Source organism: Amorphoplanes friuliensis DSM 7358, from assembly GCF_000494755.1.
GTDB classification, from domain to species: Bacteria; Actinomycetota; Actinomycetes; order Mycobacteriales; family Micromonosporaceae; genus Actinoplanes; species Actinoplanes friuliensis.
Genome location: NC_022657.1, coordinates 2,199,667 through 2,223,241, shown reverse-complemented (window position 1 = coordinate 2,223,241; position 23,575 = coordinate 2,199,667). Strand labels below are relative to the sequence as shown.

Annotated in this window: 23 protein-coding genes; 14 read left to right on the top strand and 9 right to left on the bottom strand. The window is 71.4% G+C overall.

Annotation, left to right across the window (positions count from 1 at the left end):
- Positions 1–37: 37 nt before the first annotated feature.
- The 3 genes from AFR_RS10380 to AFR_RS10370 all read left to right on the top strand — a co-directional run bounded on the left by AFR_RS10380 (position 38) and on the right by AFR_RS10370 (position 2,181).
- On the top strand, positions 38–763 hold the full coding sequence (locus AFR_RS10380; protein WP_023360130.1) for an ABC transporter ATP-binding protein: 726 nt from the start codon (positions 38–40) through the stop codon (positions 761–763).
- A 64-nt stretch (positions 764–827) separates the two neighbouring features.
- On the top strand, positions 828–1,565 hold the full coding sequence (locus tag AFR_RS10375) for an ABC transporter permease (RefSeq protein WP_023360128.1): 738 nt from the start codon (positions 828–830) through the stop codon (positions 1,563–1,565).
- 13 nt (positions 1,566–1,578) lie between these two features.
- Complete coding sequence (locus tag AFR_RS10370; protein ID WP_023360126.1) at positions 1,579–2,181, top strand: TetR/AcrR family transcriptional regulator; 603 nt, start codon at positions 1,579–1,581, stop codon at positions 2,179–2,181.
- Positions 2,182–2,187: 6 nt separating this feature from the next.
- Here AFR_RS10370 and AFR_RS10365 read toward each other — a convergent pair whose 3' ends face one another.
- Positions 2,188–2,928 carry a DUF2470 domain-containing protein gene (locus AFR_RS10365; protein ID WP_023360124.1) on the bottom strand — a complete coding sequence of 247 codons (741 nt, stop codon included), beginning with the start codon at positions 2,926–2,928 and terminating at the stop codon, positions 2,188–2,190.
- 86 nt (positions 2,929–3,014) lie between these two features.
- Between AFR_RS10365 and rpsD the strand changes: the two genes are divergently transcribed.
- A complete protein-coding gene (rpsD, locus tag AFR_RS10360; protein WP_023360122.1) occupies positions 3,015–3,623 on the top strand; it encodes a 30S ribosomal protein S4 in 609 nt (202 codons plus the stop codon).
- A gap of 10 nt (positions 3,624–3,633) precedes the next feature.
- Here the strand turns inward: rpsD and AFR_RS10355 are convergent, their stop codons facing one another.
- Together AFR_RS10355 and AFR_RS10350 are read right to left on the bottom strand one after the other, a co-directional pair.
- Positions 3,634–5,379, bottom strand: a complete 1,746-nt coding sequence (locus AFR_RS10355; protein WP_052359681.1) for an ABC transporter ATP-binding protein — start codon at positions 5,377–5,379, stop codon at positions 3,634–3,636.
- Between the two features lie 32 nt (positions 5,380–5,411).
- Positions 5,412–7,208: an ABC transporter ATP-binding protein gene (locus tag AFR_RS10350; RefSeq protein ID WP_052359353.1), complete on the bottom strand. Its 1,797-nt coding sequence runs from the start codon at positions 7,206–7,208 to the stop codon at positions 5,412–5,414.
- A 167-nt stretch (positions 7,209–7,375) separates the two neighbouring features.
- Between AFR_RS10350 and AFR_RS10345 the strand changes: the two genes are divergently transcribed.
- Both AFR_RS10345 and AFR_RS10340 read left to right on the top strand, forming a co-directional pair.
- Complete coding sequence (locus AFR_RS10345; protein ID WP_023360116.1) at positions 7,376–8,005, top strand: TIGR03085 family metal-binding protein; 630 nt, start codon at positions 7,376–7,378, stop codon at positions 8,003–8,005.
- A gap of 67 nt (positions 8,006–8,072) precedes the next feature.
- Entirely contained in the window at positions 8,073–9,362 is a 1,290-nt protein-coding gene (locus AFR_RS10340) for an APC family permease (protein WP_023360114.1), read from the top strand.
- Here the strand turns inward: AFR_RS10340 and pdxR are convergent.
- Together pdxR and AFR_RS10330 are read right to left on the bottom strand one after the other, a co-directional pair.
- Positions 9,257–10,651 carry a MocR-like pyridoxine biosynthesis transcription factor PdxR gene (pdxR, locus tag AFR_RS10335; RefSeq protein WP_041840758.1) on the bottom strand — a complete coding sequence of 465 codons (1,395 nt, stop codon included), beginning with the start codon at positions 10,649–10,651 and terminating at the stop codon, positions 9,257–9,259. The genes AFR_RS10340 and pdxR overlap by 106 nt on opposite strands.
- Before the next feature lie 63 nt (positions 10,652–10,714).
- Entirely contained in the window at positions 10,715–11,200 is a 486-nt protein-coding gene (locus AFR_RS10330) for a hypothetical protein (RefSeq protein WP_238547260.1), read from the bottom strand.
- A gap of 101 nt (positions 11,201–11,301) precedes the next feature.
- Here AFR_RS10330 and AFR_RS10325 point away from each other — a divergent pair, with 101 nt between their 5' ends.
- The 4 genes from AFR_RS10325 to AFR_RS43515 all read left to right on the top strand — a co-directional run bounded on the left by AFR_RS10325 (position 11,302) and on the right by AFR_RS43515 (position 14,502).
- A complete protein-coding gene (locus AFR_RS10325) occupies positions 11,302–11,985 on the top strand; it encodes a response regulator transcription factor (RefSeq protein WP_023360108.1) in 684 nt (227 codons plus the stop codon).
- On the top strand, positions 11,982–13,256 hold the full coding sequence (locus AFR_RS10320; RefSeq protein WP_023360106.1) for an ATP-binding protein: 1,275 nt from the start codon (positions 11,982–11,984) through the stop codon (positions 13,254–13,256). The genes AFR_RS10325 and AFR_RS10320 overlap by 4 nt, the downstream gene beginning before the upstream one ends.
- A 20-nt stretch (positions 13,257–13,276) precedes the next feature.
- Complete coding sequence (locus AFR_RS10315; RefSeq protein WP_023360104.1) at positions 13,277–14,008, top strand: class I SAM-dependent methyltransferase; 732 nt, start codon at positions 13,277–13,279, stop codon at positions 14,006–14,008.
- 89 nt (positions 14,009–14,097) lie between these two features.
- The gene (locus AFR_RS43515) at positions 14,098–14,502 is read left to right on the top strand and encodes a PepSY domain-containing protein (RefSeq protein WP_023360102.1); all 405 of its coding nucleotides are present in this window, start codon (positions 14,098–14,100) and stop codon (positions 14,500–14,502) included.
- Positions 14,503–14,581: 79 nt separating this feature from the next.
- On the opposite strand, the gene AFR_RS10305 is transcribed toward AFR_RS43515, so the two are convergent.
- Positions 14,582–15,781: a S8 family peptidase gene (locus AFR_RS10305; RefSeq protein WP_023360100.1), complete on the bottom strand. Its 1,200-nt coding sequence runs from the start codon at positions 15,779–15,781 to the stop codon at positions 14,582–14,584.
- 320 nt (positions 15,782–16,101) lie between these two features.
- Here AFR_RS10305 and AFR_RS10300 point away from each other — a divergent pair, with 320 nt between their 5' ends.
- A complete protein-coding gene (locus AFR_RS10300) occupies positions 16,102–17,925 on the top strand; it encodes an AMP-dependent synthetase/ligase (protein ID WP_023360098.1) in 1,824 nt (607 codons plus the stop codon).
- Positions 17,926–17,954: 29 nt separating this feature from the next.
- On the opposite strand, the gene AFR_RS10295 is transcribed toward AFR_RS10300, so the two are convergent.
- Entirely contained in the window at positions 17,955–18,809 is an 855-nt protein-coding gene (locus tag AFR_RS10295; RefSeq protein WP_023360096.1) for a sigma-70 family RNA polymerase sigma factor, read from the bottom strand.
- Positions 18,810–18,900: 91 nt separating this feature from the next.
- Between AFR_RS10295 and AFR_RS10290 the strand changes: the two genes are divergently transcribed.
- Together AFR_RS10290 and AFR_RS10285 are read left to right on the top strand one after the other, a co-directional pair.
- Positions 18,901–19,242, top strand: a complete 342-nt coding sequence (locus tag AFR_RS10290; RefSeq protein WP_023360094.1) for a VOC family protein — start codon at positions 18,901–18,903, stop codon at positions 19,240–19,242.
- Positions 19,239–19,706: a pyridoxamine 5'-phosphate oxidase family protein gene (locus AFR_RS10285; protein ID WP_023360092.1), complete on the top strand. Its 468-nt coding sequence runs from the start codon at positions 19,239–19,241 to the stop codon at positions 19,704–19,706. Before AFR_RS10290 ends, AFR_RS10285 begins: the two co-directional genes overlap by 4 nt.
- On the opposite strand, the gene AFR_RS10280 is transcribed toward AFR_RS10285, so the two are convergent.
- Positions 19,703–20,479 (bottom strand): polysaccharide deacetylase family protein, encoded by a 777-nt coding sequence (locus AFR_RS10280; protein ID WP_041840756.1) that lies wholly within the window; start codon positions 20,477–20,479, stop codon positions 19,703–19,705. The genes AFR_RS10285 and AFR_RS10280 overlap by 4 nt on opposite strands.
- Before the next feature lie 887 nt (positions 20,480–21,366).
- On the bottom strand, positions 21,367–22,821 hold the full coding sequence (gene yczR / locus AFR_RS10275) for a MocR-like transcription factor YczR (protein WP_041840755.1): 1,455 nt from the start codon (positions 22,819–22,821) through the stop codon (positions 21,367–21,369).
- A 59-nt stretch (positions 22,822–22,880) separates the two neighbouring features.
- Here yczR and yczE point away from each other — a divergent pair, with 59 nt between their 5' ends.
- Positions 22,881–23,528 (top strand): membrane protein YczE, encoded by a 648-nt coding sequence (yczE, locus tag AFR_RS10270; protein ID WP_041840754.1) that lies wholly within the window; start codon positions 22,881–22,883, stop codon positions 23,526–23,528.
- The last annotated feature ends 47 nt before the right edge of the window (positions 23,529–23,575 follow it).

The window sequence follows — 23,575 nt, the reverse complement described above, 5'->3', positions numbered from 1 at the left end:
TGAACTCATCACTTGATGAGTTCTTGAAGGGGGCATCATGACCAGCGCCATCGAGGTCCGGGACCTCGTGGTCGAGCGCGGCAAGCGCCGCGTGTTGCACGGGATCAGCTGCACGGTTCCGGCCGGCAGCGTCGCGGGCCTGCTCGGGCCGAGCGGCAGCGGCAAGACGACACTCATCCGGGCCGTCGTCGGGGTGCAGGTCGTGCGGTCGGGCACGGTCACCGTGCTCGGCGAGCCGGCGGGCTCGGCCACGCTGCGGCGCACCGTCGGCTACGTGACGCAGGCACCCAGCGTCTACGCCGACCTGTCCGTCCGGGAGAACGCCCGCTACTTCGCCTCCCTCTACGGGTTGTCGTCACCCGAGGCCGACCGGGCCATCGCCGACGTCGGACTGGCCGGTGCGGCCGGGCAGCTGGTCGGCAACCTCTCCGGCGGGCAGCGCAGCCGCGCGTCGCTGGCCTGCGCGATGATCGGCCAGCCGCGCCTGCTGGTGCTGGACGAGCCCACGGTCGGCCAGGACCCGGTGCTTCGGGCGGACCTGTGGGCGAAGTTCCACGCCCTGGCCGCCGCGGGCACCACGCTGCTGGTCTCCAGCCACGTCATGGACGAGGCCGGCCGCTGCGACCGTCTCCTGCTCATCCGCGAGGGCCGCCTCATCGGCGACGACTCCCCCGCGGCGATCCGCGCCTCCGCGGGTACCGATGATCTGGAAGAAGCCTTCCTGCGGCTCATCCGCGGGACCGGGGAAGGGGTTGCGGCATGACCGACTGCACCGAAGCGAGCTTGCGAGCGAAGGGCCAGAAGGGCATGCCTGAGGGGGGCACAGCATGAATTTGCGGATCACGTTCTCGACCGCGGCGCGGATCCTGCGGCAGTTGCGGCACGACCGGCGGACCGTCGGGTTGCTGGTCGCGGTGCCGGCCCTGCTGCTCACCCTCCTCTATTTCATGTACGACAACGCCGGCAGCACCTTCGACCGGATTGCCCTGGTCATGCTCGGGGTCTTCCCGTTCGTGATCATGTTTCTGGTGACCAGCATCGCGATGCTGCGCGAGCGGACCACCGGCACCCTCGAACGCCTGCTCACCACGCCGCTGGGCAAGCTCGACCTGCTCTTCGGCTACGGCCTGGCGTTCGGTGTCGCCGCGGCGATCCAGGCCGGTGTTGCGGTCGGGGCGGCGTACTGGCTGCTCGGGCTGGACACCGTCGGCAGCGCCGGCCTGGTCGTGCTGATCGCCGTGGTCAACGCCGTGCTCGGGGTGGCGCTCGGGCTGTTCTGCAGCGCCTTCGCCCGCACCGAGTTCCAGGCCGTACAGTTCCTACCGGTGGTGGTCGTGCCGCAACTGCTGCTCTGCGGGCTGTTCGTGCCGCGGGGGCAGATGGCGGGCTGGCTGCAGGCGGTCGCGGACGTGTTCCCGCTGTCGTACGCCGTCGAGGCGCTGGCCCAGGTCGGCGCGCACGCGGACCCCACCACGACGATGTGGCGCGACCTGACGGTCGTGGCCGGTGCGGCGATCGTCGCGCTGGTCCTGGCCGCGGCGACGCTCCGGCGTCGCACCCCCTGACCGAGGAGCGTTTTTGGTACGGCGCAGCGGGCGGCGTCCGGGCAACCAGGACACCAAGCAGTCCATCCTGGAGGCGGCCCGTCAGGTCTTCGCCGAGCGGGGTTTCGACAAGGCCTCGATCCGGGCCATCGCCGGTGAGGCGCAGGTCGACCCGGCGCTGGTGCACCACTATTTCGGCACCAAGGAGAAGCTCTTCCTGGCCAGTATGAACTCGCCGGTCGACCCGGCCGAGATCATCCCGCAGGCGCTGGCCGGGCCGCGGGACGAGGCCGGTGAGCGGCTGGTGCGGCTGATCCTCGGCGTCTGGGACTCACCGGCCGGCACCGCCGCGGTCGCGTTGATCCGCTCGGCGATGAGCAACGAGTGGACGGCGCGGCTGATGCGCGAGTTCATCGTCACGCAGGTGCTGCGCCGGGCCGTCGCCGAGCTCGGCATCGACGAGGAGGAGGCGCCGGTCCGGGCCGCCCTGGTCGCGACCCAGGTCGCCGGGCTGGCCGTGGTGCGCTACGTCCTCAAGGTCGAGCCGGTGGCGTCCGCACCGGCGGAGCAGCTGGTCGCGGCGATCGGGCCCAGCGTCCAGCGGTACCTGACGGAGGATCTGCCCGGCGTTTTCTGAGCGACCTCAGGCGGCCTCGTGCTCGCTGGTGCAGCGGTGGCAGAGCACCGGGTGCAGCAGGTGGGCCAGGTCGTGGCGGTCGGCCACCGGGCGCGGGAAGGACAGGCGGGCCAGGCGCTCGCCGAGGCGGACGACAAAACCGTAGCGGTCGAGGCGGACGACACGCGGGTCGTCGCCGGGGCGGGCGGCCGGGCCGAGCTGACGGCGGACGTAGCCGGCCATCTCCTCGACGTGGTGGTCGGACAGGTCGGCGATCAGGTCGAACTCGATCGCGCTCAGCGGGTCCGGCGAGGCCAGGGCGTAGTCGTCGGGGTCGACGTCGGCCAGTACGCCGTTGCGTTCGTAGCGCACCTCGGCGACGTCCATGCGGTGCAGGACCTGGGTGTCGCCGACGTCGAGCAGGTCGGACGCCGGGTCGGTGTCGGCGTACTCGAGGGCGGCCTCGCGGGCCTCGTCCCCGGAGAGGGCGACGGCCCAGCCGGCCACCCAGACCCGGCCGAGCGACGGCGCGCCGGCCACGGGCGGGACGTCGCTGATGTCGAGCACGAGCGCCGTGTCGTCGGCGCCTTCCATCGGCCGCAGCGCCGTGGTCAGGGCGCCGTTCCTCGGCGCGAGCAGCAGCACCCGGCCCTGCGAGTCGGCCACGTGCCGCACCGGGTAGGGGCCCTGCCGGCACGCGATGTGCGCGGTGGCCGGCAGGTGGCCTGCGGCGAGGGTACGGGCGACCTCGGCGTGGGTGGGCTGCATGTCAGGTACCTCCGGGCGCAGGTTAGGCTGTCCTTAGTAAGGACAGGCTAACCGTACAGCACCCCTGAAACGAAGTGAGATCGCCCGTGAACAACTCCCGACCCAAGGCCCGGCTCTCGCGGGCTCTCGGCATCCCTTTGACGCGCAAGTGCGTGAAGTACTTCGAGCGGCGGCCGTTCCCGCCCGGCGTGCACGGCCGTGGCCGGCGCAAGGCCTCGGACTACCAGGTCCGACTGCTGGAGAAGCAGCGCCTGCGGCACCAGTACAACATCAGCGAGGCCCAGATGCGGAAGGCGTACGACGACGCCCACCGCAAGGAGGGCAAGACCGGCGAGAACATGGTGCAGCTGCTGGAGAGCCGCCTGGACGCGACGGTGCAGCGCTCCGGCCTGGCCCGCACGATCTACCAGGCCCGCCAGCTCGTCGCCCACGGCCACTTCACCGTCGACGGCAAGAAGGTCGACCGCCCGTCCTACCGGCTCAAGCCCGGCCAGGTCGTCGAGGTCCGCGAGAGCAGCCGGCAGAAGCCGCCGTTCCAGATCGCCGCGACCGGCGCCCACCTCGACGGCCCGACCGCGCCCTACCTGTCGACGGTGCTGGAGGACCTGCGCACCACGGTGATCCGCAAGCCGCTGCGCACCGAGGTCCCGGTCGTCTGCGACGAGCAGCTCGTCGTCGAGTTCTACGCCCGCTGAGCCGGTCTGTTCAGCGGGTCTGCTCGAGCCAGGACGCGTAGAGCTTGGCGTAGATCGAGTCCTCGTCCTGGATCAGGGTGGAGTGCGGGCCGCGTTGCACGACGCGGCCCGCGTCCACGACGATCACCTCGTCCGCCGACTGGGCGGTCGAGAGCCGGTGTGCGATGGCCACCGTGGTCCGGCCGCGGGTCACGGTGTCGAGCGCCCGCTGCAGGCGCACCTCCGTGGCCGGGTCGACGGCACTGGTCGCCTCGTCCAGCACGAGCAGGTCGGGGTCCGCGACGTACGCCCGGACCAGCGCGACCAGCTGCCGCTCCCCCACGCTGAGCGCCTCGCCGCGTTCGCCCACCGGGGTTTCGACGCCCTGCGGCAGCCCGGCCAGCCAGTCGGAGAGCCCGAGCTCGATGAAGGCCAGCTCGAGATCCTCGTCGGTCAGGCCGGGCTGGGCGAAGCGGATGTTCTCCGCCACGGTGGCGTCGAAGAGGAAGCCGTCCTGCGGGACCATGACCACCCGCGACCGCAGCGACGTGAACCGCACCGAGGTCAGCGGCGTGCCGGACAGCAGCACCTCACCACCGGCGGGGTCCATCAGACGCGTGAGCAGCTTGGCAAAGGTCGTCTTGCCGCTGCCGGTCTCGCCGACCACCGCGACCTTGGTCTTCGCGGCGATCTCCAGGTCGACGTCGTCGAGCACCACCGGACCGCCGGGATAGCGGTAGGAGACGTCGGAGAAGCGGATCGACAGCGGGCCCGGCGGCAGCGGCACACCCTGGGCGTCCGGGTCGGCCACGTCCGGCTCGATGTCGAGCACGTCGAGCACCCGGCGCCAGCCGGCCACGGCGTTCTGGGCCTCGTTGAGGACCTCGGTCGCGATCTGCACCGGCTGGATGAAGAGCGTGACCAGGAACAGGAACGCGGTGAGCTTGCCGACCGTCAGGCCCCCGCCGACGCCGAGCAGCACCCCGACGACCACCACGGCGGCCAGCGCAACACCGGCGGCGATCTCACCGGTGGAGAAGCTGATGACACTGGTACGCAGGGCCCGCTGTTGCGACACCCGCAGGCTCTCGATCGACGTGTCGAGACGCTTCTCGGTCCGCCCCGCCACGCCGTACGCCCGGATGACCGTCGCGCCGACCACACTCTCGGCCACCGCACCGAGCATCGTGCCGGTGCGCTCGCGCACGACCCGGTAGGCGCCGGCGAGCCTCTTCTGGAACAGCCGGATGACAATGACCGCCGGCAGGAACGCCGCGAACACCACCAGCGTGAGCTGCCACGAGTAGACGAGCATGACGATCGTGGTGACGACCAGCTGCCCGGAGGTGAGCAGCAGCATCACGCCGCCGGTCTGCAGGAACTGCGTGATCTGGTCGACGTCGCCGGTGACCCGCGAGACCAGTGAACCGCGCCGCTCGGACTGCTGGTGCAGCATCGAGAGGTCGTGGATGTGCCGGAACGTGCGCGACCGCAGCGCCGCCAGGGCGGTCTCGCTGACGGTGAAGAGCCGGCGCGTCATGGCGTACCCGCAGGCGGTCGAGACGACGAGGACCGCGAGGGTGAGACAGACGATCAGGGTGACGACGCCGAGGTCGGGGCCGCCGGGCGCGCGCAGGCCGCGGTCGATGCCCTGCTGGATGGCGATCGGCACGGCAACCCGGCCGGCCATCGAGACCAGGGCGAGCGCCAGGGTGCCGATCAGGCCGGGACGCAGCTCGGGTGAGAGCGCGATCCCCCGCCGCACGGTGGCGAGCATGCCCTCCTCGGGCTTCTCCAGCACGGCGGTGCTCACGCGATCACACTCTCGTCCTCACGGGCGGCCTCGGCCTGCTCGTACGCGGTGACCAGGTCCAGGTAACCGGGCTGGGTCGCCAGGAGGTCATGGTGGGTGCCGGTGGCGACGACGCGGCCGTTCTCCAGGAAGACCACCTCGTCGGCGAGCGCGATGGTCGCCCGCCGGTAGGCCACGACCAGGATCGACGCGCCGGAGTCGTGCCCGCGCAGCGAGGCCAGGATCGCCGCTTCGACCCGCGGGTCGACGGCGCTGGTGGCGTCGTCGAGCACGAGCAGCCGCGGGCGTCCGGCCAGCGCCCGGGCCAGGGTGAGCCGCTGCCGCTGGCCGCCGGAGAGCGAGGTGCCCCGCTCGCCGACCGCGGTGTCGAGGCCGTCGGGGAGCTTCTCGACGAAGCCTTCGGCCTGGGCGAGGCGCAGCGCAGTCCAGGCCGCCTCGTCGTCGAGGCCGTCGCGGTCGAGGGTGACGTTGCCGCGCACGGTGTCGTCGAAGACGAACGGGATCTGGGGCACGAGCGCGGTGGTCTCCGCCAGCGCCGGCACCGACAGCTCGGGCAGCGGTGTGCCGTCGGCGCGGACGCTGCCGCTGTCCGGGTCGACCAGCCGGACCGCCAGCGAGGCGATCGTCGACTTGCCGGCGCCGGTCGCCCCGACCAGCGCCACGGTCTTGCCGGCGGGGACGGTGAACGAGACGTCGTGCAGGACGTCGCCTCCGGTCGCGTACGAGAAGGTGACCCGGTCGAAGGTCAGGGCGGCCGGACCGGTGCGCTCGAGGGCGGACGTGCCGTAGGCGAGGTCGCCCTCGGCGCCGAGCACGGCCTGGACCCGCTCCCAGCCGGCCACGCTGCGCGGCAGCTCGGCGACGACCCAGCCGATCGCGCGGACCGGGAAGGCGAGCACGGTGAAGAGGAACGCGACGCTGACCAGCTCGGCCACGCTGACCGCGCCGGACTGCAGGCGGTACGCGCCGAGCAGCAGGACGGCGAGCGTGCCGACGCTGGGCAGGCTGTCCATCAGCGGGTCGAAGAGACCACGCAGCCGCCCGACAGAGATCAGCGCGTCGCGCAGCTCGGTCACGTGGACGGCGAAGCGCCGCGACTCGTCGGCCTCGCGGCCCATCGTCTTGACGACCAGCGCGCCGTCGAAACTCTCGTGCGCGACAGCGCTGACCTTGCCGCGCAGCTGCTGAGCGCGGATCTGGCGGGGCGACATGCGCCGCGAGTAGACCAGGTTGAGCAGGAACAGCGCCGGGAAGAGGCAGACGCCGACCAGCGCGAGCACCCAGTCGGTGAAGAAGAGGGAGACGATCGCGGCCGCGATCATCACCAGCGTGCCGACGGCGAACGGCAGCGGCGCGATCGGGACGAACGCGGCCTCGACGTCGGAGTTCGCGTTCGACAGCAGGGTGCCGGTGGCGTGCCGCTGGTGCCAGGCCGGAGGCAGCGCGAGATAACGCCGGGTCACGGCGCTGCGGTAACGCGCTTGGAGGCGGAATTGCATGTAGCCCGCACCTAGTCGCCGGCCGAAGATGCTGGCCACCCGCAGCAGCGCGATGCCGATGAACGCGCCGGCGATCAGGCCCAGCTCACCGGCGCCGGCGCGGTTCTCGGCGAACGCGGGCACGACGACGTGGCCGATGACATAGCCCACGACGTAGGAGTTGGCGATGACCAGCAGGCCGAAGAGGCTGCTGCCGACGGTGCCGATGGTGAAGAGGCGGGGTTCGGTGCGGATCGCACTGCCGAGCACGCGCAGGCCCCGGCCCAGCACGTCCCGGCTGGCCCTCGTGGTCAAAATGATCGCCCTGACGTAAGTCCGTGCCGGCTGTTCCGGCCTTACCGGTCCATCCTGCCGAACCGCCCGCGAAACACCACGGGTTTACATTGTGTCCACCATTACATCGCTGCGCAGCCCCGGACCGCCGACGGGCGGGGCGACGCTGGTCACCCTACGATCCGGGTATGACGGACTATGCGCGCTCGGAACGCCGGCAACTGGCCGACCTGCTCCTCGAGGTGGGCCCGGACGTGCCGACCGTGTGCGTCGGCTGGACGACCCGTGACCTGGCCGCGCACCTGGTGGTCCGCGAGCGCCGCCCGGACGCGATGATCGGCGCGCTGATCCCGCCGCTGGCCGGTCACGGCGAGCACGTCCGCCTGGCCAAGGCCGCACAGCCCTACACCGAGATCATCCACGAGATCCGTACGCCGCCCTGGTGGAGCCCGGTGAGCAATCCGCTGGTCGACTCGCTGAGCAACACCGTGGAGTTCTTCATCCACCACGAGGACGTCCGCCGCGCCGCACCCGGCTTCACCCGCCGTGAGCTGGACCCGGGTGAGCAGAAGGCGATCTGGAACGCCGCCAAGCTGACCGCCCGGCTGGCCCTGCGCAAGGTCGGCTTCGCGGTCCTGGTCGAGGCGCCGGGCCACGGCTCGGTCCGCATCGGCGACGGCGAACCGCGCGCGACGATCACCGGCGACCCGGGCGAGCTCGCCCTGTTCAGCTCCGGCCGGCAGCGGGTGGCCGAGGTCGACGTGACCGGCGATCCGGACGCGGTGGAGAAGCTGACCAACGCCCGGCTCGGCTTCTGAATTGGCTCCTCTGATCACCGCCTGATTGGCCCAGACGCAGGTCCAATCAGCCGCCTACGGTAGGCGCATGACACCTACCGGCGGGCTGTCCCGCGCACAAGGCACCGCGCTCTGCGTCGGCGCGGTCCTGGGCACCGGCGTCATCTCGATGCCCGCGCTGGCCGCGTCGGTCGCCGGGCCGGCCTCGTTGCTCGCCTGGCTCGCTCTGATCCTGCTCTCCGCGCCGCTGGCCTGGACCTTCGCCGCCCTGGGCGCGCGCTACCCGGACGGTGGTGGCGTGTCCACCTACGTCCGGCTGGCGTTCGGGTCCCGTGCCGCCGCCGCGGTCGGCTGGTGCTTCTACTTCGCCGTGCCGCTGGGCGCTCCCCCGGCGGCCGCTTTCGCGGGCGGGTACGTCGCCGACGTGCTCGGCGGCGGCCGGGCCACCGTCATCGCCACATTTGTCGTGATCATGGCGGTCGTCTTCGTGCTCAACTGGTTCGGCCTGCGGATCTCCGGCCGGGTCCAGCTCTACCTGGCCGCGACGCTGGCGGTCCTGCTGGTGATCACCGTGGTCGCCGCGCTGCCGCACGCCCGGCTCGCCAACCTGACACCGTTCGCGCCGCACGGCTGGGCCGGCGTCGGTGCCGCCGCCGCGATCCTGGTCTGGGGCTTCGCCGGCTGGGAGGCCGTGTCGTCGCTGTCCGGCGAATACCGCAACCCGCGCCGGGACGTCCCCCGCGCGACCGCAGCGGCCGTGCTGATCGTCGGCGTGCTCTACCTGGCCGTTGCCGCGACCAGCGTCCTCGTCCTCGGGCCGGCGGCCGGGTCGAGCGCGGCGCCGCTGGCCGACCTGCTCGCCGTCGGTGTCGGCGGACCGGTACGCCCGCTCACCGCCGTGGTCGCCGTGCTGCTGACCATCGGGGCGGTGAACGCGTACCTGGCCGGGGCCTCCCGGCTGGGCGTGGCGCTGACCCGCGACGGTGCGCTCCCGGCCCGGTTCGTCGGCACGCCGCGCAGGTCACTGGCCTTCGTCACGCTCGGCGGGCTCGCCTCGGTGCTGCTCCCGCTCGACCTGCACACCGCGATGCTGCTGGTCACCGGCTGCTTCACGCTGGTCTACGTGCTGGGCACGGCAGCCGCCCTGAAGCTGCTCCCGGCGGGCTGGTCGCGCCGCGGCGCCGGTGTTGCGTTCGTGGCCGTGCTCGGACTGCTGGTGCTCAACGGGCTGCCCGCCCTGCTCAGCCTGGCCGTGGCGGCGGGCGCGGTGCTCTACGTGTCCCTCAGGACGGCCCCGAAGATCGCCAGTCCCTCGTCGAGCAGCGCCGGATCGATCGCGCCGAACCCGAACACGAACCCGGTCGAGTCGCTGCCGTAGGCGCCCAGGTCGTCGAGCTCCACGCCGCGGCGGGCAGCGGCGGCCACCACCGCGGCGGAGTTCGCCCCGAGCGCGGTCACGTGCAGGCCTGCCGCCGACGGGATGACCTGCAGGCGGTCATGGGCCGAGAGCGCCGCGACGATCCGGGCGTGGCGTTCCGCGTACTCCTTGCCGGCGCGGCGCACGTGCCGGGCCAGCTGCCCCTCGTCGATGAAGCGGGCCAGGGCCGCCTGCACCGCGACCTGGCCGTACCCGTCCCCGAGCTGCCGGGCAGCGATCAGGGCCTCCCGCAACCCGGCCGGCGCCAGCACAAAACCGGTCCGCACGCCGGGCACCATGCTCTTGGAGAAGGTGCCGACGTAGAGCACCCGGCCGGCGGTGTCCAGGCTGTGGAGCGGCTCCAGCGGACGCGCCGAGAAGCGGAACTCGCTGTCGTAGTCGTCCTCGACGATCGCCACCTGCCGCCGCCGCGCCCAGTCCAGCAGGGCGTGCCGCCGGCCCAGGCTCATCGCCCGGCCGAGCGGGAACTGATGCGACGGCGTCGCATAGACCACCCGCGCGGTGCCGGGCAGGTCGTCCACCACCAGGCCGTGCTCATCCACCGGTACGCCGACCACGCGCGCACCCAGCGACTCGAACAACCGCCGCGCGGGCGGATAACCCGGCTCCTCGACCGCCACCACGTCACCGGGTCGCAGCAGCACCCGGCCGATCAGGTCCAGCGCGTGCTGGGTGCCGTTGGTGACGAGCACGTCATCCTCGCTCGCCCGGACCGACCTCGAATACCCGACGTAGCGCGCGATCGCCGCACGCAGCGCCGGGTGCCCGGCGGGTGTCGCGTACGCGCCGGGGTTGTTGGCCCGCAGCCGCAGCTCCGCCGTGACGAGCCGCCGCCACGAGTCGAACGGGAACAGCCGCGCGTCCGGCACCCCGCTGCGGAAGTCGTACCGGGGTGCGGGCGTGTCGCCGCTGGTCGGCTGGGGCGTGAAGGTCCAGCCGGCGCGGGGCCGCAGCGGGTCGGCCGCCACCCGCCGCGGCGCCGGGGCGTCACGGACGGGTGCCACGTACGTCCCCGCGCCGACGCGCGACACCAGGTAACCCTCGGCGACCAGACGCTCGTACGCGGTGGCCACGCTGTTGCGCGCCACCCCGAGATCGGCCGCCAGGACCCGCGTCGCCGGCAGCCGGTGCCCGACGGGCAACCGTCCGTCCACGATGGCCGCCCGCAGCGCGCGGTAGACACCTACCGTCTTCTCGCCGGTGCCGTCGAGGCTGATGACCAGATCCACGCCGCCCATTCTCGGGTGCCGGGCACCCCGTCCGGGTCACCGTGGTGCGAACGCGCACCGGTGTCAGTCCTCCCGGTCGAGCACCAGACCCGGGCGGCCGGCCGCGCAGACGACGTCGAACTTGACCCGGTCGTGGTTGTCGGCGAGGCCGCGGAACTCGCCCTCGGCCTCGCCGTCCTGCGGGCCGCGGTCGCGTTCGTGCAGCTCGAAGCCCTGTTTCGGGGACATGCTGACGATCTCCGGGCGGCTGCCGGCGCAGCGGCCGACAACCGTCCCGCCCCGGGTCGGCAGGGTGCGGGTGCCCGCGGTGGTGGACGGGGAGGCCGGTGGTCGCGTACCGGTGCCGGCCGACGCCGAGGGCACGGCCGACGCCACCACCGAGGCCTGCTGACGCGCCAGCTCGTCCGCGACCTCCGCGGCGCTCAGCGGACGGGCCTCGGAGCCGGTCAGGCCGTTGCCGATGACGCTGATCGCGGCCAGCCCGACCAGCACGGCGAGCACGGCGGCGCCGATCCAGCCGGCGGTCACGAGCAGAGGTCGACGAGTCACACGATCGACTATGCCCCGCCGGACCCTAAGGCAGGCCCGTGCGCACGCTAAGGGACGGTTAAGGGCGCTGTTGCGGGTCCGGCCGCGGGTTACCGTGCAGCGTGGCCCACCTCTTGCTGATCGAGGACGACCCGGCGATCCGGACGACCCTGCTGCGCGCCCTGCGCGAGCGCGGGCATGCCGTGGCGGCCTCGCACACAGCGATGGACGGCCTGCAGACCGCGCTGGCCGAGCGGCCCGATCTGGTGGTGCTCGACCTCGGCCTGCCGGATCTCGACGGGCGCGAACTGCTGCGGATGCTGCGGGCCGTGAGCACGATGCCGGTGATCGTGGCGACCGCCCGCGACGACGAGGAGGAGATCGTCCGGGTCCTCGACGCGGGCGCCGACGACTACATCGTCAAGCCGTTCACCGCGGCCCAGCTCGACGCGCGGGTGCGGGCGGTGCTCCGGCGCGGCGCGACCGCCGGGACCGAACCGGTGGCGCTGACCGTCGGCGGGCTCCGGATCGACGCGGGTGCGCGCACGGCCACTCTGGACGGGACGGATCTCGACCTCACACCCCGTGAGTTCGACCTGCTGCACCACCTGGCCGGCCGGGCCGGGCAGGTCGTGACCAAGCGTGAGCTGCTCAGCGAGGTGTGGCAGGTCCCGTACGGCGGCGCGGACAAGACCGTCGACGTGCACCTGTCCTGGCTGCGCCGCAAGCTCGGCGAGACGGCACAGGAACCGCGTTACCTGCACACCGTGCGCGGGGTGGGGGTCCGGCTGAGCGGTCCGGCATGAGACGCCGGCTCACCCTGCTCGTCGCGGCGACCACGTGCCTGGTGCTGATCGCCTTCCTGGTGCCGCTCGCGCTGCTGATCCGGCAGGTCACCGAGGACCGGGCGATCAGCCGGGCCAACGACGTGCTGCAGACGATCGTCCCGCAGGTCGGCACCAGCGACGACGCCGCGCTGGCCCTCGTGGTGGACGGGCTGCCGTTGCCGGTCAGCGTCTTCCCGCCGTCCGGTGCGGTGCTGGGGGCGGCGGCCGAACGCACCCCGGCGGTACGCCTGGCCCAGGCCAACGGGCGGTCCTTCACCGTCAGCAGCGACGCGGGACGCGAGATCGTCGTGCCGGTGTCGGGCACCGACGGCACCTATGTCGTGCGTACCGTGGTGCCCGCCGACCGGCTGACCAGCGGGGTCGTGCGGTCCTGGCTGGTGCTCGCCGGTCTGGGGCTGGCCCTGGTCCTGCTGGGCCTGGTCGTCGCCGACCGGCTGGCCCGCAACCTCATCGCGCCGATCGCCGACCTGTCCGCGGTCTCGCACCGCCTGGCCCGCGCCGAGCTGTCCGCCCGCGCCAGCCCGTCCGGCCCGCCCGAGGTGCGTGAGGTCGCAACCGCGCTGAACCAGCTGGCCGGGCGCATCCAGGACCTGCTGCGGGAGGAGCGTGAGCAGGTCGCGGACCTGTCGCACCGGCTGCGCACCCCGCTCACCGCACTGCGGCTCGAGGCCGAGTCGCTGCGCGACGAGGAGGAGGCCGCGCGGGTGACGGCCGCGGCCGACGGCATCGAGCGGGCGGTCACGGCCGTGATCCAGCAGGCCCGCCGCCGGGCCGGCGAACGGCCGGCCACGGCCGACGCCACCGCGGTGGTCACCGACCGGGTCGCCTTCTGGACCGTGCTCGCCGAGGACACCGACCGCCAGGTACGCCGGGAGCTGCCGTCCGCACCGCTGCCCGTGGCCCTGCCGGCGGACGACCTCGCGGCGGCCCTGGACGCGGTGCTGGGCAACGTTTTTGCCCACACGCCGGACGGAACGGCCCTGGCCGTGTCGCTCGTGCCCCGCGCCGGCGGCGGTGCCGTGCTGACAGTCTCGGACGCAGGTCCCGGTTTTCCCACCGGCGCGCTGCGGCGGGGCTCGTCCGGCAGCGGCTCGACCGGTCTGGGCCTCGACATCGCCCGCCGCGCCGCCGAAGCCGCTGGTGGCGCACTCTTCCTGGAGTCCGCTCCGGGCGGCGGCGCCCAGGTGCGCCTGGAACTGGCCGCGGTAAAGCAGTTGCCGCCCGCCTGACCCTCTGTTGTCCTGACGGCATGTCGATGTTCAACGATCCCGGGCTGTTCGGCCGGCAGTGGGCGGCGCAGTACGACGCCACGAGCAACCCGGATCCGGCGCGCGCCGTGGACTTCCTGGCCGGGATGGCCGGCCATGGTCCCGTGCTGGAGCTGGCCATCGGCACGGGCCGGGTGGCGCTGCCCCTGGCCGCGCGCGGCATCGCCGTCGAAGGTGTCGAGGGCTCCCCGGAGATGGTCGAGAAGCTGCGGGCCAAGCCGGGCGGCGCGGACCTGCCGGTGGTCATCGGCGACATGGCCGACGTCGGGGTCCGCGGGCCCTACACGCTGGCCTATCTGGTCTTCAACACGCTCTTCAACCTGGTCGACGCCCAACGGCAGGCGGACTGCTTCCGCAACGTGGCGCGGGTGCTCGCCCCCGGTGGTGCGTTTGTCATCGAGGCATTCGTGCCGAACCTCGCCGACTTCGAACGCGACGAGGCGCAACCCCAGGTGCGGCACGTGACCGAGGACTCGGCGTCGTTCCGGATGCACCGCTACGACCGGGCGGCGCAGACGTTCGTCCGGCAGAACGTGACGTTCTCGGCCGCCGGTGTCCGCCTGGAGCCGTTCGGGATGAGCTACCTGTGGCCCGAGCAGATCGACCGTCTCGCCGAGCAGGCCGGCCTGCACCTCGAGGCCCGGTACGCCGGCTGGGAGCGGGCGCCCTTCGACGCCGCCAGCACCGACCACGTGTCGGTCTACCGGCTTTAACCCGTCCTTAGCAATCACACAGCGCAGCCATGGTGCGCGGAGCGCGAACGTATCGGTGTCAACGTTCCACGACACCGGAGGTTCTCACGATGATTAGGCTTCGCACTGTCACTGCCCTCGCCGCCGGCACGGTTGCCGCACTCGCGATCGGCGGCACCGCCCTCGCCGCGGGCACCGACGACCCGCCGGGCGTCGAGATGCTGCCCGACGGGGACGTGGTGGCCGCACCGTCGCCGTCGTCCTTCCCGTCCTCAACGGCGCCCACCAGGGAGCCGTCGCCGTCCTCTTCCGCGGCCATCAGCCTCGGCGACGCGAAGGCGATCGCGATCAAGGCGGCTGGTGGGGGCCGCGTGACCGATGTGGAGCGCGAGACCGAGCACGGCCGCGCGGTCTGGGACATCGAGGTGCAGAAGGGCGCGATCGAGCACGACATCGACGTCGACCGCACCACGGGTGACGTGCTGCGCCACCGGAGCGAGCGCGACGACGACTGACGCCGTACCGGAAAGGGAGGATCCCCGGACCTGGCGGTCCGGGGATCCTGGTGTGTCAGGGAGCTGTGTTTCAGGAAGGTCAGGGGCCGACGTAGAGCAGGCGGTTCGGGGAGCCGCTGCCCGGGCTGGTGACCACACCGGTGACGGCGCGGTTGACCAGGTTTTCGCGCACCTGGGCCGGGCTGAAGCCCGTGTTGGCGGAGAGGACCAGCGCCGCGGCGCCGGCGACGTGCGGGGACGCCATCGACGTGCCGCTGATCGTGTTGGTGGCGCTGTTGCTCGAGTACCAGGCCGAGGTGATCGACGAGCCCGGCGCGAAGATGTCGAGGCAGGTGCCGTAGTTCGAGTACGACGCCTTGGCGTCGGTGCTCGTGGTCGCGCCGACGGTGATGGCCGAGGCGACGCGGGCCGGCGAGGAGTTGCAGGCGTTCGCGCTCGAGTTGCCGGCCGCGAGGGCGTACGTGACACCCGAGTTGATGGAGTTCGACACGGCGCTGTCGAGGGCGGAGCTGGCGCCGCCACCGAGGCTCATGTTGGCCACGGCGGGCTTGACGGCGTTCTGGGTGACCCAGTTGACACCGGCGATGACACCCGCGTTGGTGCCGCTGCCGGAGCAGTTGAGCACCCGGACACCGACGAGCTTGACGGCCTTGGCGACGCCGTACGTGGTGCCACCGACCGTGCCGGCGACGTGCGTGCCGTGACCGTTGCAGTCCACGCCGCCCGAGCCGACCGCGTCGTACCCGAAGCGGGCCCGGCCCCCGAAGTCGTTGTGCGTGTACTTGATGCCGGTGTCGATGATGTACGCGGTCACGTTGCTCGCGGTCACGTTGTACGTGTACGTGGTGCTCAGCGGCCGCGCCTTCTGGTCGATGCGGTCGATGCCCCAGGTGGCGTTGTTCTGTGTGACGAGCAGCGACACCCGCTGGTTCTGCTCGACGTAGGCGACGCTCGGGTCGGCCGCGAGCCGCTTGGCCGCGGACTCGCTCATGCTGGCCTCGAAGCCGTTGAGGGCCGACCCGAAGGTCTGCTTGACCTTCGCGCCGTAGCCGTCGGCCAGGTCGGCCGACCTGTCGGCGACCCGCGAGGCCTTGCCGGCCGCGCTGTCCTTCAGGACCACGATGTAGCTGCCGGCGATCGCGTCGGCCGTACCGGCGAGCTTGATCTGACCGGTGGCGGGTGCCGCCATCGCGGGTGTCACGGTCGCGGTCGTGGTCGTCGCCACGACGAGCAGAGTGACGGCCAGGAACCGGCCGTTTCGGGGGCGTCGAATCGCCATGCTGTTCCTCTCTCGCGCCTGCCGGACCGGAACGCGTCCGTTGACACCTGAGATTAAGGCCAAACGTCGACGACCTTCTATATCGATTGGGCCATACCAAGAATTGTTAACACTGTTGGCACGGTCGCCCGGCACTGCGGCGACGGCGACGCTTCCGCGGGCGCCCGCACGCGCGCGGCTAGGATTGTCGTGCAGGTCACTCCGAGGGCGAACGGAGAGCACCGGCCGGGTGGCTCTGGCCCTCGCGACTTCATGGCAATACCCTGCGGTAACACAGCTGTCACACCACTCCCCCCATAGACGCAAAGAGGCGGCGCCCGATGGCTCTCGAGGTTCCCTACCGGTCGATTCCGGACATGTTCCTGCAACGTGTGCGGGCGACCCCGAACGGTCAGGCGTTCGCCGTACCGAATGCGGACGACACCGCGATCACCTGGCTCACGTGGTCCCAGGTCGGCGAGCGCGCCAGCGCGATCGCCGCGGGCCTCGCCGGGCTGGGCGTGGGTCTCGAGGACCGGGTCTCCATCCTCTCGGGCACACGCCTCGAGTGGGTGCTGGTGGACCTCGGCATCAACTGCGCCGGTGCGGCGACCACCACGGTCTACCCGACCACCGAACCCGAGGACGCGGCCTACATCGTCGTCGACTCCGGCTCGAAGATCCTGGTCGCGGAGAACCCCCAGCAGGCGTTGAAGATCTCCGGTGCCGACACCGAGGTCACCCACGTCATCCTGATCGACGGCCTGGCCGACGCGAACGCGACACCGCCGCAGCTGACGCTGGCCGAGCTGGAGGAGCGCGGCCGGGCCGCCCTCGCCCAGCAGCCCGACCTGGTCGAGCGCATCGTCGAGACCGTCGGCCCCGACCACATCGCGACCCTGATCTACACCTCGGGAACGACCGGCCGGCCCAAGGGTGTGCAGCTGCTGCACCGCGGCTGGACCTGGGAAGGTGTGGCGCAGGCGGGCCTGGGGCTCTTCGAGTCCTCCGACCTGCAGTACCTGTGGCTGCCGCTGTCGCACTCGTTCGGCAAGACGCTGCTCTGCGGCATCCTGCACGTGGGTGTGCCGACGTACGTCGACGGCCGCGTCGACAAGCTCGTCGACATGCTGTCGGTGGTCCAGCCGACGCTGATGTGCGCGGCCCCCCGCATCTTCGAGAAGGTCTACAACAAGACCGTCACCACGGCGCTCGGTGCCGGCGGCGCCAAGGCCAAGATCTTCGGCTGGGCCGTCGGTGTCGGCAAGGAGAAGGTCGCCCTCGAGCAGGCCGGCAAGCCCGTCGGCGGAGTGCTCAAGGCCAAGTTCGCCGTCGCGGAGAAGCTGGTCTTCAGCAAGCTCCAGCAGCGCCTCGGCGGCCGCCTGCGGGTCCTCGTCTCCGGTTCGGCCCCGCTGAGCCGCGACATCGCCGAGTTCTTCGCAGCGGCCAACCTCCCGATCATGGAGGGCTACGGCCTCACCGAGTCGAGCGCGGCCAACTTCGTCAACCGCCTCGGCAAGCTCAAGATCGGCTCGGTCGGTCAGCCCCTCGGTGACCTCGAGTGCCGCATCGACAGCGACGGCGAGATCCTGCTGCGCGGCGCCCCGGTCATGCGCGGGTACCACAACCTCCCCAAGGAGACCGCGGAGTCGTTCACCGAGGACGGCTTCTTCCGGACCGGCGACATCGGCGAGCTCGACAGCGAGGGCTTCCTCAAGATCACCGACCGCAAGAAGGACCTCGTCAAGACGTCCGGCGGCAAGTACATCGCCCCGTCCGCGATCGAGGGCATGTTCAAGGCCGTCTGCCCGTACACCTCACAGGCGGTCGTGGTCGGTCAGGCCCGCAACTTCGTCACCATGCTGGTCTCGCTCGACGAGGACGCGATCGCGGGCTGGGCGGCCGGCGGGCCTCTGGCCGGCAAGAGCTACGAGCAGATCGTGACGGCGCCGGAGACGCAGGCGCTGATCGCCGGTTACATCGAGGAGCTCAACGGCAAGCTGAACCGCTGGGAGACCATCAAGAAGTTCACGATCCTCCCCCGCGACCTCACCATCGAGCACGGCGAGATCACCCCGTCGATGAAGATCAAGCGCCGCAGCGTGGAGACCAACTTCGCCACCCAGATCGACGAGATGTACGCCGGCAGCCTCGTCCAGATGTAAGTCGCAGCAACGGGTGCCGTGGTCGCTGATCACGGCACCCTTTGCACGTCCATCGCCGCCAGGTCGGCCGCGTCGGCGATCAGCTCGATGCCGGTGATGCGCCCGTCCGCCGCGACGGTGAAGGCGAAGGCGACCCGCGGCGTACCGCCCGGCGCCCAGAGCAGGCCTGCTGTGCCGTCGAGGAACGCCAGCTTCGCGCCCTGCGCCCGCCCGGAGAACGTCTCGGCCACCGCACTCGCGCCACGCAGCACCGCGGTCGCCCCGGTGCGCACCGCGGCGTCGTCCGCGTGCAGGACAACGTCGGGATCGAGCAACGCCAGCAGGGCCGCGAAGTCGCCGCCCCGCGACGCCGCCAGGAAGGCTTCGACCACTGTGCGCGTACGGGTGCGGTCGGATCCGGAATTGGCGCCCCGGCCCTGGACCTTGCGGCGGGCCCGGCTCGCGAGCTGACGCGCCGCCGCCGGCGAGCAGCCGACGATCTCCGCGATCTCCGGGAACGGCACCGCGAACATGTCGTGCAGCACGAACGCCAGCCGCTCCCCCGGCGCGAGGGTGTCCAGCACCACCAGCAACGCCGGCCCGATCGAGTCGGCCACGAGCGCCTCGTGCTCGGGATGCGCGTCGTCGGGAGCCGCGGTCTCCGGAAGTTCCGCGTCCTCCTCCCGCCGCGACGCCCGGGACCGCAGCATGTCGAGGCAGACGCGGGACACGACGGTGGTGAGCCAGCCGGTGAGGTTGCCGACGTCCGACGTGTCGCTGCGGCTCAACCTCAGCCACGCCTCCTGCACCGCGTCGTCGGCCTCCGCGGCGGAGCCCAGCATCCGCTGCGCCACCGCCCGCAGGTGCGGCCGGTCGGACTCGAAACGCCGCGCCAGCTGATCCATCCCACTCACTTGTCACACCTTCCCGTCGCCATCCGTCATCACCATGACGGGCCGCACGGGCCCGATGTGACACAACCGGAAGGACACCACCATGGCAACGTCGGGTCTCGGCACCATCGTCATCCCCGTCAAGGACCTCACCGCGGCCAAGACGCTCTACGGCACGCTGCTCGGCGTCACCCCGGACGTCGACCAGCCGTACTACGTCGGCTTCACCGCCGGCGGCCAGCACGTCGGCCTCGACCCCAACGGCGACACCACCGCCGGCCCGATCATGTACTGGCACGTCGACAACATCCGCACCACGCTCGACGCTCTCCTCGCGGCGGGCGCCGAGCAGCTGCAGGAGATCAAGGACGTGGGCGCCGGCAAAAAGATCGCCACGGTACGCGACCAGGACGGCACCACCGTCGGTATCCTCGAGCAGTCATGACCGGACTTCCGGAACCCCGCACCCGCGCCCAGCGGCTGGCCGACACCCTCGCCCGGCTGCAGGAGTTCACCGCGGACGCCTGGGTGGCGACCGCCTCGGCCCGGGGCGGTGAGCCGTACCTGGTCCCGCTGACCCTGGCGTGGCTGCGGGACCGGATCGTCCTCGCCTCCGACGGCCCCACGCGAACGATGACCAACCTCGCCGCCACAGGCACCGCCCGCCTGTCACTGGGCACGACCCGCGACGTCGTGATGATCGACGCCGAGCTGGAGGAGTCGTTCCCGGTCACCGACGCGCCGGCGTGGGTGGCCGACGGCTACGCCGGCGCGACGGACTGGGACCCGCGCGAGACGGGCAACACCTACGTCTACCTGGTCCTGCGCCCGACCCGCATCCAGGCCTGGCGCGAGGTCAACGAGATCCCCGACCGCACCCTCATGCGCAACGGCACCTGGCTGTCCTAACTGTTCAGCAGCTCGGTGACCGTCACAAAACGGTAGCCGCGCGCGCGAAGGCCAGTGATCATCGTGGGCAGGGCCTTCAACGCGACCAGCCGCCGCGCATCCCCGGCGTCATGGGCCAGCACGATCGAACCTGGGCGCACCGTGCCGATCAGATCCTCGGCCTGAGCCGCAGGATCGCCGGCAAAATTCCGCTCCCGCATCTGCTGCGACCACAGGGCGATGTCGTAACCCATCGCGTCCGCGGCGAGCACGGTCGACCCGCCCAGGTGACCGTACGGGGGCCGGAGCAGTGTCGCCTCGCGGCCGGTGTGGCGCTTGATCGCATCGTGGGTGCGTTCCAGCTCGGTCCGCGCGGCGGCGAGGTCCAGTGTGGCCAGATCAGTGTGCGACCACGAATGGTTGCCCACCTCGTGCCGATCCAGCCTCCCCCGGACCAGGCCGGCGTGCTCCTCGAGACGACTACCGACCAGAAAGAACGTGGCCGGTGCGCGAAGTTCATCGAGCACGTCGAGGAACCGCGGTGTGAACTCCGGCAGCGGCCCGTCGTCGAAGGTCAGCGCAACGAGCTTCTCGGTGGTCGGCTTGAAGTAGTGGATCTGCACACCGCCGTGGGCTACCGCGCTGAGGTTGTCGGCTGCTGAGGCGTACCCGCCGCCCAGCGGTGGCTTGTCCCAGCCCAGCCAATGCTCCACATGATCCGACCCGGCAAAAGCCGTGGCCGCCCCACCCACGGTGAGCAACGTTCCCCGCAACAGCGCCCTACGAGTGACCATGCGGCTCAGCGTGGTTGATCAAGGATGGTCCCCACCACGGTCCCCGGGCTGACTTCACGGGCGGCATGTATCGGCCATAAGTTGCATGTGCTGCGATTCGGCCCGGTCGAGACGGGGTTGTCGGCTCGTTATCGCCCGGGTGGCCCACGAAGGCCCAACTTCAACGATGTTGGGGTTGCCGACTCACCATCGCCCGAGTGGCCCTCCAAGGCCCAACTTCAACGAAGTTGGGGTTGCCGACTCGCCATCGCCGAGTGGCCCACCAAGGCCCAACTTCAACGATGTTGGCTAGCCGGCTCGCCATCGCCTGGACGGCTCACGAAGGCCCCAACTTCACCGATATTGGGCCTGCCTGCTCGCCATCGCCCGAGTGACCCACGAAGGCCCAACTTCAACGATGTTGGGCTCGCCGGCTGGCCATCGCCCGGACGGCTCACAAAGGCCCAACTTCACCGATATTGGGCTTACCGGCTTCTCATCGCTCGAGAGTGGCCCGCCAAAGCCCCAACTTCAACGAAGTTGGGCTCGCCGACTCGCCATCGCCCGTGGCCCACCAAGGCCCAACTTCAACGAAGTCGGGCTCGCCGACTCGCCATCGCCCGTGGCCCACCAAGGCCCAACTTCAACGAAGTTGGGCTCGCCGACTCGCCATCGCCCGGACGGCTCACAAAGGCCCAACTTCAACCATGTTGGGCTTGCCGACTCGCCATCGCCCGAGCGACCCACCAAGCCCAACTTCACCGAAGTTGGGCTCGCCGACTCGCCATCGCCCGGACGGCTCACAAAGGCCCAACTTCAACCATGTTGGGCTTGCCGACTCGCCATCGCCCGAGCGACCCACCAAGCCCAACTTCACCGAAGTTGGGCCCGCCGACCCAGCCGGCCTGTCAGGTGATGACGGCCGGGCTGCGCCAGGCCGGGCGGCTTGCGCGGTCCAGGTCGTGACGCACCGAGGCGATACGGCGGACCGCCTCCGTCAAATCGTCGGCGGGCAGAGCAAACGGCAGCCGCATGAACCTCTCCAGCGTCCCGTCCAACCCGAAGCGCGGCCCCGGCGCAAGACGCACGCCGACGTCCTCGGCCGCGCGGGCCAGAGCGCTGGAGATCGGGCCGTCCAGCTCGGCCCAGAGCATCACACCACCGGTCGGCACGGTGAACCGCCACTCCGGCAAGAACTCCCCGAGCGCCGCGACCAGCGCATCCCGCCGGATCGAGAGCTGCGCGCGCCGGGTCGCGACGATCGTTTCCGCGTCGCGGAGCAGGTGCACGGCCACCAGCTGCTCGAGCACCGGACTCGCCATGTCGACACCGACCCGCAGCGCGGCCAGTCGTTGCACCAGCGGGGCCGACGCGCGCACCCAGCCGATCCGCAGACCACCCCAGTACGCCTTGCTCATGCCGCCGATCGACACCACCCGCGAGTGGCGGTCGAAGACGGCGACCGGTGGTGGCACCGGGGTGCCGTCGAGCGGCAGGTCCACGAAGGACTCGTCGACGACCAGCTCCGTACCGGTGGAATGGGCCGCGGCGACGAGCCGCTCGCGCAGGTCGGCGTGCATCAGATGCCCGCTCGGGTTCTGGAACTCAGGGATCACGTAGGCCAGGCGCGGCCGGGTCTGGCGCAGCGCGCCGAGCAGCATCTCACCGTCCCAGCCACCGCCCGCGTCGAGTCCGTGCGTGCTGATCCGGGCGCGGCGCGCGGCCAGGGCGGCCAGCGCGTTGGGGTAGGTCGGCGACTCCACCAGCACCGACGCACCCGCCGGGACGGACAGGCGCAGCACCAGGTCGAGCGCGTGCTGAACGCCGCTGGTGATCAGGATCTGCTCGGGGCTGGTCGGCACGCCGCGGGCGGTGTAACCCTCCGCGACCGCCTCGCGCAGCTCCATCAGACCGGTCGGGTGGTAACCGGCGCTGCCCAGAAAACGCGGAAGATCGTCGGCGGCCGCCCGGGCCGCCGGCACCAGTTCGACCGGCGCGGCCGAGGCCGCCACCCCCAGATCGATCATGTCCATGTCGTCGTCGGGCGTCCACAGACCGGAGGACGCAACGCGATGGCCGTTCGGCAGGGTGGTCCAGCTCCCCGCGCCCCGCCGGCTCGTGAGATGGCCGGTCTCCCGCAAGGCCCGGTACGCCGCGGTCACCGTCGTCCGGCTGACCCCGAGCGACTCGGCGAGCTCACGTTCGGCAGGCAGGCGTACGCCCAGAGGCAGGCGGCTGTCGGTCAGCAGACCCCGGATCGCGCCCGCGAGAGCCGCATAATCAGGGCTGCGGTGCCGCCCCGGAAGCGAGTGCCACTGACCGAGGAGGCGCGCCAATTGGCCCCCTCGTACGGACGTCGTCATGGCCACCTCCCGCAAATTGGCACTTTCGGTGGCACCAATTGGCCTTCAGAGTGGCACTTATGAGTCGCCTGAGCAACCCTGGAGCCCGCCTCCCCCGCCGTGTGACCCAGCTCTTCGCGGGCCTGGTCCTGTACGGCATAAGCATGGCTTTCATGGTGGAGAGCAGCCTCGGCCTGACCTCCTGGGACGTTTTCCACCAGGGTGTGTCGAAGGCCACCGGGCTCAGCTTCGGCCTGGTGGTGATCCTGGCCGGCATCCCGATCCTCGCGCTGTGGATCCCGCTGCGTCAGAAGCCGGGCTTCGGCACCATCGCCAACCTCGTGGTCATCGGCTTTGTCGTCGACGGCGCCCTCGCCCTGCTGGCCCCGGGCGACTCGATGGCGATGCGGATCACGTACCTGATCGTGGGTATCGCTCTGAACGGCGTCTCGACGGCCATGTACATCGGGGCGAACTTCGGTCCCGGCCCGCGCGACGGTCTGATGACCGGCATCGTGAACCGCTTCCCGCGTCTGTCGATCCGCGTGGTCCGGACCAGCATCGAGATCCTCGTCCTGGCGGTCGGCTTCCTGCTGGGCGGCACGGTCGGCCTCGGCACCGTCGCGTACGCGCTGGCAATCGGCCCGCTCGTCCAGATCTTCATGCCGGTCTTCGCCATCCCGGCCCGCCCGGCTACCACGCCGGTACCCGCCCCGGCCGGCCGCTGATAGACGACTGACTATCTTCGGACACTCGGGCGATATGTCCCGGCTGC